The following is a 10,990-nucleotide window of genomic DNA, read 5'->3' on the forward strand; positions in this document are numbered from 1 at the left end:
GAAGATGTTAACATAAGCCTCCATGGCAATACTCCCGACTCCATATTGGTCCCCTGTCTGCCAAACGCGGCCAGGGGGCTTTTTTATTGGCCATAGCTGCCTACACACTGTGCCCGTGCCCCAAGAGCTCCGGTTAGGGTATGCCTTCTCCTTGACACCGCCCTTAATGCACGGCATAACTCTGCCTCTTATACCAAAGGAGAACACCATGAGTAAGGTTCTTTTTGTTCTGGAAATTCCAGAACCCAAGGTGCGCAAGCAACATGCACCTACTGTAAAGCAACACAAAACTGTCAAGAATTACTCCCGCAAGCAAAAGCATAAAGGCCGACATGAAGAAGCCCCTGAGTCCTCAGGGGCTTTTTTTGTATCCTCAGTTTTTTCTAATGCCCTGGCAAGTACCTGTGCAGCGTGTGCATAAGCTGTTCAACATCCAGTGGCTTGCCCAGGTGGGCATTCATGCCTGCTTCAAGGCACTTATCGATATCTTCCTGAAACACGTTGGCTGTCATGGCAATTATGGGCACTGTTTTGCCACAGGGGTGGTTCAGGGCACGTATGCGGCGTGTGGCCTCAATACCATCCATTTCCGGCATTTGCATGTCCATAAGGATAAGGGAATACCCTTCAGGGTTATCGCTGAACAAATGGAGTGCTTCTACGCCATTTTCAGCACAGGTGATGTGTACCCCTGTTGGTTCCAGCAGGCACTCAACAATTTCCCGGTTAACCTCCACATCGTCTACAAGCAGCACTGAATACTGTTCAAGGGCGTTTGTTTGAGCAGTGGCAAGTGCAGTATGGCTACTTTGGGGTGGGGCCAGGGTTTCATTCAGGTTGTCCACAATATCGGATGGAAAGAGTGGCTTAACAAGAATACAATGCGCCCCAAGGGGAACAAGTTCTCTTTCAATTTTGGCAAAGTTTGTGGAAGTGGCCAGCACCACGATGCGCAGGTTGGGTGCATACTGTTTTATGCAGGCCAACACTGTTGTGGCGGGCTCTGTCAGGTGTTCAGCATCCAGCAGGCAAAGCTGGAATGGGCCGTTATGGGTAAGTGCCTTTTGCACTTCCTGGGAGCTATGGGCCGCTGTAAAGGACAATTGCAGGCGCGAAAGCAGGTTTGTGCTGACGGTGGGAAGCGTTTCTGCCTGACCCACCGCAAGAATGCGGGCGTTAGCGTGGTTTGCCAACCCATTGTGCGGGGCAGGTGTGCCTTTTTGTAGCCGGGCGGTGAAGGTGAAGGTGGACCCTTCCCCTGGGCTTGAATCGCACCAAATGGAGCCATCCATCATTTCCACAACCCGCTTGGTAATGGCCAGGCCAAGGCCTGTGCCGCCATACTTGCGTGAAGTGCTGTTGTCTGCCTGTTCAAAGGAATGAAACAGGCGTTCCATTTGTTCTTCAGTAATGCCAATGCCTGTATCTGAAACCGTAAACTGGAGAACGCAGTGGGTGTCTTCGTCGCGCAGCAATTGTGCGCTAAGGGTAATGCTGCCGTTGTTTGGGGTAAATTTTACGGCATTGGCAAGCAGATTGGTTAAAATTTGCGCCAGCCACTGGTTGTCGCCAATCAGGTGGCGTGGAATGGCTTCATCAATACTCAGAGAAAAGTGCTGCTCTTTTTTGTCTGTGGAAACGGAAATAACACTCACAACGCGGCGCAGCATACCCTCCAGCACGAACTCTGCCTGGGTCAGTTCCAGCATGTTGGTCTCAATTTTGGACATATCCAAAATACTGTTGATGATGCCCATAAGGTGGGAGGAGGCTTCCTTAATTTTCCCCAGAGCATAATTTTTTTGTGCTGCGTCGTGTGCGGCTTCCCCAATGGCTGTCATGCCAATAATAGCATTCATGGGGGTGCGAATTTCATGGCTCATATTGGAAAGGAATTCGCTTTTTGCCTTACTGGATTTTTCCGCCTGTTCTTTGGCGGTAACCAGCATTTCATTAAGTCCTTTGAGGTGGTTATTATTTTCTTCCAGTTGCTGGGTATGGTTTTGCAGGCTTGTTACCAGGTCGGTAATGCGCTGGGCCATAAGTTTGAATGCCCGTGAGAGCATGCCAATTTCATCATTGTTCTGGCTGTGTGGAATGACAATGTCAAAATTGCCTTCACCCAGGGTTTTGGCAGTTATGGCAAGGTCAAGAATGGGTTTGGTTACCCCGCGGGTGGTTACATACAGCAACAGCGCCATCAGGCATATGGCTATAATGGCAACCCCAAGCACATAACGCCAAATGCTGTTGGCATTTTTCAGCACGTCTGCCATGGGCACGCTTACGGCAACAGACCAGGGTTTTGTGACTTCGCTGAACTGAATGGGCATGTACACGGTGTACACGTCGTTTTCATGGGTAATGTGTAACGTGCCTGTGGCAATGGCCTTCTTGGTGCTTTGCACATAGTTCAAGGCCTGCGGGGAAGCGTGCAGCATTGCTTCTGCAATGTCTGGCGTGATAAGGCTGATATCCAACACCGTTACACCGGGGTTATGCTGAAACTGTTCAAGCTGCCCCAAAAATGTGGCCCATTTGCTGTGTTGCTCCAGGTGTTCCGGGGCGTCTGCTTCTGTGGCAGGGTGCTTGTTGATAAATTCGTTGCCCAGAATAATAGCCTGGCGGGCAAGGCCGGGGTTTGCCAGAAGGGTGTTATACAGCACTGCCTCGGCAAGGCTTTTGCCAAGGAAGGAGGTATCAGGATGGGCAACAATGGCCCCGGCATTGGAAATAACCTGGGTAAAGCCTGTTTGCCCGTCTTGCCCTACCCGTGAAACCATTTCCTGAATTGTATCCAGAACGATATCGGAAGAAATAATCCCAATAAAGCTGTCATTCTGCAAAATGGGGAAAATAAGGCTGGCAAGCATAACCTGCGTGCCTTGCACATGGTAGGGGTAGGGGTCGGTTATGTATTCTTTATGGGTTTCCTTAGGCACACTGTACCAGTCGGCTTTATCAATGTCGTACAGGGGCTCCACCGCAATTTTCCCCCCCAGTTTGTTCCAGTAGGGGGCGTAGCGGCCTGTACTGTCGTATTCCGGCGCTTTACCGGTATAAAGTGCGTCTTTGCCATCCAGGGCGTTTGGTTCATAAGCAATACAAAACGCGGTTATGGCTTTCTTGCGGGCCAGGGTGTGTTGCAGAATGTCGTTCATCATGGCCCTGTCTGTAAGGTTGTGGGCCTTGAGGGTTTCAAAAACAGAAGACAGGGTTTCCGCCGTGGTGCGTGCCCCCTGCAACTGGGCCAAAATTTCGTTTTTATATTTTTCTGCCCGTACCTGGGCAAGAACAAAGGCATCCTGCTTGGCCATTTCCACACTTTTGCTGGCTACTATCCAGGTTACCGCCATGAAGGAAATAACCATAATCGCGGTGATGACCGTAAATATTTTTACTTTAAAGGGAAGATTTTGAAACATGGTTATCCTTGGAACAAATGCCGTTGCGCAAAGTTCACGTATATTCTTGGGGGAATGGATTTGTGAATGTTTCTTAGGAAGGTGCTGGACAGGCCCATTCACGCAAAGGATGAGTGGGTAAGCCTGGCGGTAGTATGGGTGGCTGTAGCTTACTACTTTTCTTTAGTAAGAGCATAAGAAGAGAACTTTTTCAACTCCTAAATGAGGGGGGAGAAGACAAAAGTGCCAAACCTTTTCCGACCATAATGATTACTATATATTTGTGGGAAATAGTCAATTGACTCTTTTAGGGTGGAGGCACGAAAGTATTGTGGGTGCCCGGTAACTGACCTTGCAGGAAGGCGCAATTCCTCAGGTCAATGAGCGCCTGGCTTGGCCATGCACCTTATAGATGCTATTCACGCCCGTTATTAGCCGGAACAGAGCGTCTGTTTTTTGTTGTGCAGGAATGTGAATACGTAGTGTTTTTTTGTAGTTTGCTAATATTAATGGGTAATTTTGATTAGGCACGGCTTTTGCTTAATAACTATGAAATTGCCACTTTTTCGACACCCGTATGCAGCGTAAGGGAAAACCCTGGGAACTGCGGGGGTGAAGGAAACAAGGAAACACCATGCCTCCCTTTCGTTTTCGCCTAGAGCAAGTGCTGCGTTACCGTGTTCAGCTTGAAGACCAAGCCAAGCAGGCTTTGGCTGCTGCACAAACGCGCCATGAAGCTCAGGTAAAAGAGCTTGCTGCCTTGCGGCAAACCCTTGCGGAACAACAGGCGGTGCTTTCTCAGGCTGGGGGGTTAACACCGGATGAATTGTGGCTTGCCCTGCGTTATGCGGAACTTGTGCGTTTCGACGTGGGCCAGGCAGAACAGCGTGAACAGGCACTGAATGAGCAGGTGCAGCAATGCCGCGTGGAATTGGGCGAAAAGGCCAAAGAGCGCAAATTGTTGGACAAGCTCAAAGAAAAGCAGGCAGTAAAACATGCTGCTGAAGAACGTTTGGAAGAAGAGCGGGAATATGATGAAACAGCAACGATCCGGCACAACATTCAGTCCTTCTAGGGTAGGCCGCCTGCTCTTTTTGGCCCTGGCCATCAAGGCTGGCATTGCGGGCTTTCTTTTGTTTGAACCTGGGAACCTCTCTTTGTTCGATACATCGGTTCCTGCCAGCAAGGTTATGCAGGGCACTGTTGCCAATGCGGCTGAAGCCGCCCCGGCAGCGCCCCCTGCCATACCCCCCACCCCGGCAACGGGGGCTGCTGCGCCGCAAACGGAAAGCACCACCCTGCCCCCGGCTTCTGCCAACCGCAGCCTGCCTGCCATTGTGCAAAAGCCGGAAGACAAAAACGCTACCTCCAGCGACCCCCTAACGCGTGACATGCTTACCCGCAAGCAGGAAGAGCTTGCCCGCAAAGAGCAGGAACTGCGTACCCTGGAACAGCAGCTTGCAGAAAAATTGCAGCGCATGGAAATGCTGGAAAACCGCCTTGGTACCATGATGAAGGAAGCGGAAAAGACCAATGATGCCCAGTTCCGCCACCTTGTGGAAGTGCTTTCCAACATGCGGGCCCGCTCCGCTGCCCAGGTTTTGGAAACCATGGACCAGCGCATTGCAGTGCGCGTGCTGGCTGGTATGCGCGGCAGGCAGGCCGGAGAAATTTTAAGCTTTGTAAAGCCGGAAATTGCGGCAAGCCTTACCGCAGCCCTTACCCGTATGCAAATGCCATTGGAATAAAATGGACAGGCAGCAAAGCCGCATGACTGAGCGTTGCCAAAATATCACGTAATCAGTGGTTCCCTGGAAATAGAATGCTTCTGAAAAAACCTTTTGCCCGGCAATACCCGCTGCCCGGCAAAAGGTTTTTTTGTAGTATTTTGCTGCACACGCCAGCCCTAACCCTTTTCATTGAGCGCTGGGGCTTCCCGTGCTATGACCCAAGGGCAGGGCAGTGTTGTCCTGCTCATACCCTGCCTTGTTATAGTCACTTTTTTGCCTGCGTTCCCTGTGGGGAAAAGAATCATATATGCCTAGTGAATTTCGTCTTCGCCTCACCGTTGCCTATGAAGGAACCCGCTACCAGGGGTGGCAAAGCCAGAACAAGCCGTTGCAGCCCGGCCCACCCACAGTGCAAAATGAAATTGAAAAGGTCATTTTCCGCATGATGGGGGCGTATACACCTGTGCATGGTGCTGGCCGTACCGATTCCGGGGTGCATGCCCAGGGCCAGGTGTGCCATGTTACGCTGCCCGCACGGTGCCGTGCATTCCCCTGGCTGCGCGCCATGAACCGGCAGTTGCCGCCAGATATTCGCATTTTTGCGGTGGAAGAAGTGCCCCTGCATTTTCATGCCCGCAAGCATGCCCAGCATAAAACTTATGCCTATACGTTATGGTGCGGGGGGGAAGGGCCTTTGCCTCATTTGCACCACCTGTGTTGGGGGGTGCCTGTTCTGGATGAACAAGCCATGCTGTGCGCGGCCAGTTATTTGACTGGCACCCACGACTTTGCCTTTGTCCAAAACATGGGCAGCCATGTTATTACCACTGTGCGCACCCTTATGGCCGTAACCCCGGTGCATGGGCAATTGCACGGTATGCATTGCCCGCCTGAGTGGCCTGTGTGCACCTGGCAGTTCACGGGAACAGGTTTTTTAAAGCAAATGGTGCGCAACCTTATGGGGCTGTTGGTGTGGGTAGGCAAAGGCAAGCTTCCCCCCCATTGTGTGCCGGAACTGATGCGCACGGGGCAGCGCAACGCTTTGCCCAGCCCTGCCGCCCCGGCCAAAGGGCTTTGCCTTATGCAGGTGGCCTACCCGGCTGAGTTGCCCACGTTGTGACATGCCCCCGTGCTAAAACCAAGCCCTTAAGAAATCCTGGCTGATTCCAGCGCCAGTGCGCATACTAGGCAGGGTGAAGGTGTTGCAGGAGATGCCAGTGCATGGTAGGGCTTTTAGACAAAAGTAACGTTACGATTGACCTCATAACAGGAGCATACATGAGCAACCCCCATGTGTTAATTGAAACCACCTCTGGCGATATATTGGTAGAACTGTTTCAGGACAAAGCCCCGGCCACCGTGGCAAATTTTTTGAGCTACGTGGATGCCGGATTTTATAACAACACCATATTTCACCGGGTGATTAAAGACTTCATGATTCAGGGCGGCGGTTATACCTTGCGGGTGGAAGCAAAAAACGTGAACGCCCCCATTGCCAACGAGGCAGAAAATGGACTGAAAAACACCAAAGGCACCCTGGCCATGGCCCGCACAGGCGAACCCCACAGCGCCACAGCCCAGTTTTTCATCAACACAGTGGATAACCCGGACCTGGACTTTACAGAAGCCACCACAGAAGGCTTCGGCTACTGTGTGTTTGGCGCAGTGGTGGAAGGCATGGATTCCGTGGCAAAAATAGAAAAAACAAAAACCCGCGCCGCCGGGGAGCATGAGAATTTGCCAGCCGATTCGGTGCTTATTACTAGCGTCAGCGTTTTCGACCTGTAAGGGGAAACGCCGGGTTTTTCCGTTTGGCGGTGTTGCTTGCTTTTTTGTCAGCGGGGCAGGACCAAAGAGTCCAGCCACCGCTTCTAAAAAACCATCGCGCCTAGCCAAACGAAAAAACGCAACGTTTCCGGCTATGTTCCGTTTGGCGGTGTTGCTTGCTTTTTTGTCAGCGGGGCAGGACCAAAGAGTTGACTCGGCCCGTCCTGGGCCTCGGCCTTCGACTCCCGCCCTGTGGTCGGTTCCCAATTCCACTTTCCTGCGGAATTGTCAGCCACCGCTTCTAAAAAACCATCGCGCCTAGCCAAACGAAAAAACGCAACGTTTCCGGCTATGTTCCGTTTGGCGGTGTTGCTTGCTTTTTTCCGCTTGCGCTTCGTTGAGGTGTACAGGCAGCAAAGGGGATCCACATGTCTTGTTGGCTTTTTAAATCAGAAACCAATTGCTTTTCGGTAGACGACCTGGCAAACAGCCCCGGCCAAACCACCATGTGGGACGGGGTGCGAAACTTCCAGGCCCGCAACTTTATGCGTGATGCAATGCGTGTGGGCGACCTGGGTTTTTTTTACCATTCCGGAAAAGACCCGGCTATTGTGGCCCTGGTGGAAGTTGCCAGCAAAGCGTACCCGGACCCCACCCAGTGGGACCCGGAGAATGACCATTTTGACCCGCGTTCCACGGCAGATAACCCGTGGTGGTATTTGGTGGATGTGCACCTTGTGCAGCGCTTTGCCCACCCCCTTCCCCTTGGCTTTCTTCGTGCCCAGCCAGAGCTGGAGGGTATGGAACTTTTACGCAAGGGCAGCCGTCTTTCAGTGCAGCCAGTTGGCCCCGCGCATTATGAAGCTATTATGGCCCTGGCAAAATCCCTTGGTTAATGCGTTTTTTGCAAAGTGTTCCCTCATGTAGTGTTCTTGTTTCGCTAACCCTGCGGTGTGCCCGCATATCAGGAGGTTCTCATGGCGAGTTTTGTAAAGGCAGCAGATGCTGTTGCCGCAGCAGTGGAAATAGAAAAGCGTGGTCATGCCTTTTACCTGCAAGTAGCTGAAAAAGCGACCAACCCCACAGACAAGAAATTCTTCCAATACATGGCGGAAGAAGAAAACCGCCACGAACAGTTGTTTGCCACCATGCTGAAGCGCCTGGGTGGGCTGGAATTGCCCGCAGGCAGCAGCGATGCAGAATATTTGGATTATGTGCAGGCTCTTTTGGATTCCCACACCCTGTTCCTGCCTGAAGCACATGAACGCATGCTGCAAAGCCCTATTGGCGCTGCCATTCAGCTTGAAAAAGACACGTTGCTCTTTTTTATTGCCCTGGAAGAAATGGTGCCAGCGGGTGAACGGGCCTCCGTGCGCGCCTGTGCCGATGAAGAACGCCGCCATATCAAGCTGCTTACCCAGCACGGTAAATCAGGTAGCTAGGGAAACGCTGGCGTTTTTTTGAGCCATTCAAACACAGCGGCTTTGACGGGTGACATGGGCACATTACTATGTTGCCGTGCGGCCGTGTAAAGCCGCTATTCTTTTTACTGCTCCAAGGAGCGCCCCATGCCGAACACCCTGTACCGGGCTTTGCCAGCCACGGAAAATTTACTCACCCAGCTTCACACCGCGCACGCTGCGTTGTGCGCGGGCTTGCCCCGGCCCATGCTGCGGGAACTGGTGAATGCTTTTTTGCAAGAAAAGCGTTGCCTTATTAAAGAAGGGTGCATTACAGACCCTGCAATACTGGGGGCTACTGCCCTGTTGCCTGGGCTTGTAACCTTTGTGGGGCAACACGGTATGCCACATTTTCGGCGGGTGCTTAATGCCACAGGGGTGGTTATTCACACCAATCTTGGGCGTAGTCTGCTTGCCCCGGAAGCGGCAAAAGCGGCGGCAGAAGCGGCGGCCTGGTATTCAAACCTGGAGTTTAACCTGCACACAGGGGCAAGGGGCAGCCGCTATAGCCATGTGGAAGAACTGCTCTGTTCCCTTACCGGGGCAGAAGCTGCCCTGGTGGTGAACAACAACGCCGCTGCCGTGTTCCTGATGCTGGATACCCTGTGCAAAGGCAAAGAAGTGATTGTTTCCCGCGGGGAGCTGGTGGAAATTGGCGGCAGTTTCCGCATTCCTGAAGTAATGGAAAAAAGCGGTTGCACCCTGCACGAGGTGGGTGCCACCAATCGCACCCACGTGGCCGACTATGAACGGGCCATTACTGAACGTACCGCAGCCATAATGAAGGTACATACCTCCAATTTCCGCATTAGCGGATTTGTGAAGCAGGTGCCCGGCAGCGAGCTTGTGGCCCTGGCCCACCAGCATGGGCTGCCTGCCCTGGAAGATTTGGGTAGCGGTTCCCTGGTGAACTGGCAGCGGGCCGGGGTGCCTGGGCTGCTGCATGAACCCACCGTGCAGGAAACCGTGGCCGCCGGGCTGGACGCCGTTTCCTTTAGTGGCGACAAAGTGCTGGGCGGGCCACAGGCGGGCATTATTGTGGGGAGTAAAGAAACCATAGGGAAAATGCAGAAAAACCCCATGAACCGGGCACTGCGCATTGATAAAATGACCCTGGCTGCCCTGGAAGCCACCTTGCGGTTGTATACTGACCCTGAACTGGCGTTAACCCGTATTCCCACCTTGCGGATGCTGCACGCCGGGGCAGATGCCATGCGGCGTCATGCGGTGCGCTTGCAAAAGCGGGTGGTGAAGGCGTTTGCTGCTGCTGGAATCAGCGCTTCTGTGGTGCTGCGGGCCGGGGAATCTCGCGTTGGGGGCGGGGCATTCCCGGAGTGTGACTTGCCTACTACGCTGGTGCGCGTGGAAGGAATAGAAGCGGAAGCCCTGCGGGAGGCGCTGTTGCGGTTGCCCTTGCCCATGGTGGGCAGGGTGGAAGATGATGCGTTTTGCTTGGACCCGCGGACATTGCAAGAAGGGGAAGATGCGCTGGCGGCGGGGTGTTTGGTGGAGGCGGTGGGGGGGATTTAGTTTTTTAAGAATGGTGATGCAAGAGTTTGTGCGGCGCAAGCGCCACACCATTCATCTTTTCTTGTTTTGTTTGCCGCTCCGCGAGGGTTATTGGGGCGTGCCGCCACACCAGCCTGTTGTTTTTTGTTTTGTTTGCCGCTCCGCTAGGGTTATTGTGGCGTGCCGCCACACCATGCCTCTTTTTTCTTCATTCATCCGCTCCGCTTGGGCAGGTGGGCCGCAATGCGGCGGCCCCCTGCACCCCCGCGCACACGGGGTTGCACCCCGTGCCCCCGCTAGGTTGCGGCCCGCGCTCAGTAGATTTGTTCCGCTCACTCGAAGACTCGTACGCTGCACAAATATATTCGCGCGGAGAGTACTCCGTGCCACGCGAAAGTGATGGGCGCTTATCGGTTGCTTGCTGAATTTGTATGCTGTGCCACAGAAGGTAATTGCCTCATTGTTGGGCAGTGGAGGCAAAACCACCGCACTTCGTATGAGTACGCGGGCGCAGCAAAGCGCGCGTACACCGTGCAGAAAATGAGCAGCCTCGTCTGAGGTGGGAAGGGGGTATGCAAAGGGAGTGGTGTATAAGGTAAATGGCACACTTGCGGGAAGTGGCGAGCAGTGTACCGCACTCCGCATGGGTAAGTGGGCGTAACCTCAATCTCGGCTTTAAGGTCACATGAGTGGTGTTCATCAACCTTGGCATTAAGAACATCTGTGGTGTAAGCATTGCCTATGCCCTTATTCCTACCCACCATCCCAAGCACTGTCATTCCTGCGCAGGCAGGAATCCAGTATTCTTAGCATGTTAGGCTGTCTTATGCGTGTAGCAAGTGGAAATGGGTAAAAGCAAAAAACACAATACTGGCCCCCTGCCTGCGCAGGGGCAACGGTGCCAACTATTTTCTATTGTGCTGCAATATGTAAGTGGCATCGTGCCTCTTTATACTTAATGTACATTCTCTCCCCTCCCTCACTACAAGCCGATTCCCTTAAGCGGCAAAGCCTTTGAGTTTCCTCTTCTCTCATCAGACGAGCCTACCCATAGCCCCACCACCCTAAGCACTGTCATTCCTGCGCAGGCAGGAATCCAGTATTCTTAGCATGTTAGGCT

Annotated in this window: 9 protein-coding genes; 8 read left to right on the forward strand and 1 reads right to left on the reverse strand. The window is 53.0% G+C overall.

The genetic code is table 11. The features are described from left to right. Window positions 1-208: 208 nt before the first annotated feature. Window positions 209-421 (forward strand): hypothetical protein, encoded by a 213-nt coding sequence (locus G497_RS20805; RefSeq protein WP_027188339.1) that lies wholly within the window; start codon window positions 209-211, stop codon window positions 419-421. On the opposite strand, the gene G497_RS20810 is transcribed toward G497_RS20805, so the two are convergent. Next, entirely contained in the window at window positions 384-3,425 is a 3,042-nt protein-coding gene (locus G497_RS20810) for an ATP-binding protein (RefSeq protein WP_051258101.1), read from the reverse strand. The two genes, G497_RS20805 and G497_RS20810, sit on opposite strands and share 38 nt — an antisense overlap. A 613-nt stretch (window positions 3,426-4,038) precedes the next feature. Between G497_RS20810 and fliJ the strand changes: the two genes are divergently transcribed. The 7 genes from fliJ to selA all read left to right on the forward strand — a co-directional run bounded on the left by fliJ (window position 4,039) and on the right by selA (window position 9,891). Beyond that, the gene (gene fliJ, locus G497_RS20815; protein ID WP_027188340.1) at window positions 4,039-4,479 is read left to right on the forward strand and encodes a flagellar export protein FliJ; all 441 of its coding nucleotides are present in this window, start codon (window positions 4,039-4,041) and stop codon (window positions 4,477-4,479) included. Then, on the forward strand, window positions 4,436-5,152 hold the full coding sequence (locus tag G497_RS20820) for a MotE family protein (RefSeq protein WP_156908101.1): 717 nt from the start codon (window positions 4,436-4,438) through the stop codon (window positions 5,150-5,152). Before fliJ ends, G497_RS20820 begins: the two co-directional genes overlap by 44 nt. A 289-nt stretch (window positions 5,153-5,441) precedes the next feature. After that, window positions 5,442-6,254: a tRNA pseudouridine(38-40) synthase TruA gene (gene truA, locus G497_RS20825; protein ID WP_027188342.1), complete on the forward strand. Its 813-nt coding sequence runs from the start codon at window positions 5,442-5,444 to the stop codon at window positions 6,252-6,254. Between the two features lie 158 nt (window positions 6,255-6,412). Then, window positions 6,413-6,922, forward strand: coding sequence for a peptidylprolyl isomerase (locus G497_RS20830; RefSeq protein ID WP_027188343.1), 510 nt, complete (start codon window positions 6,413-6,415; stop codon window positions 6,920-6,922). A 407-nt stretch (window positions 6,923-7,329) separates the two neighbouring features. Beyond that, window positions 7,330-7,797 carry an EVE domain-containing protein gene (locus G497_RS20835; RefSeq protein ID WP_027188344.1) on the forward strand — a complete coding sequence of 156 codons (468 nt, stop codon included), beginning with the start codon at window positions 7,330-7,332 and terminating at the stop codon, window positions 7,795-7,797. Between the two features lie 81 nt (window positions 7,798-7,878). Beyond that, a complete protein-coding gene (locus G497_RS20840; protein WP_027188345.1) occupies window positions 7,879-8,343 on the forward strand; it encodes a ferritin-like domain-containing protein in 465 nt (154 codons plus the stop codon). Between the two features lie 126 nt (window positions 8,344-8,469). Then, window positions 8,470-9,891, forward strand: coding sequence for an L-seryl-tRNA(Sec) selenium transferase (selA, locus tag G497_RS20845; RefSeq protein ID WP_027188346.1), 1,422 nt, complete (start codon window positions 8,470-8,472; stop codon window positions 9,889-9,891). Window positions 9,892-10,990: the final 1,099 nt, after the last annotated feature.

Source organism: Desulfovibrio cuneatus DSM 11391, assembly GCF_000430005.1.
In the GTDB taxonomy this organism is placed as follows: domain Bacteria; phylum Desulfobacterota; class Desulfovibrionia; order Desulfovibrionales; family Desulfovibrionaceae; genus Frigididesulfovibrio; species Frigididesulfovibrio cuneatus.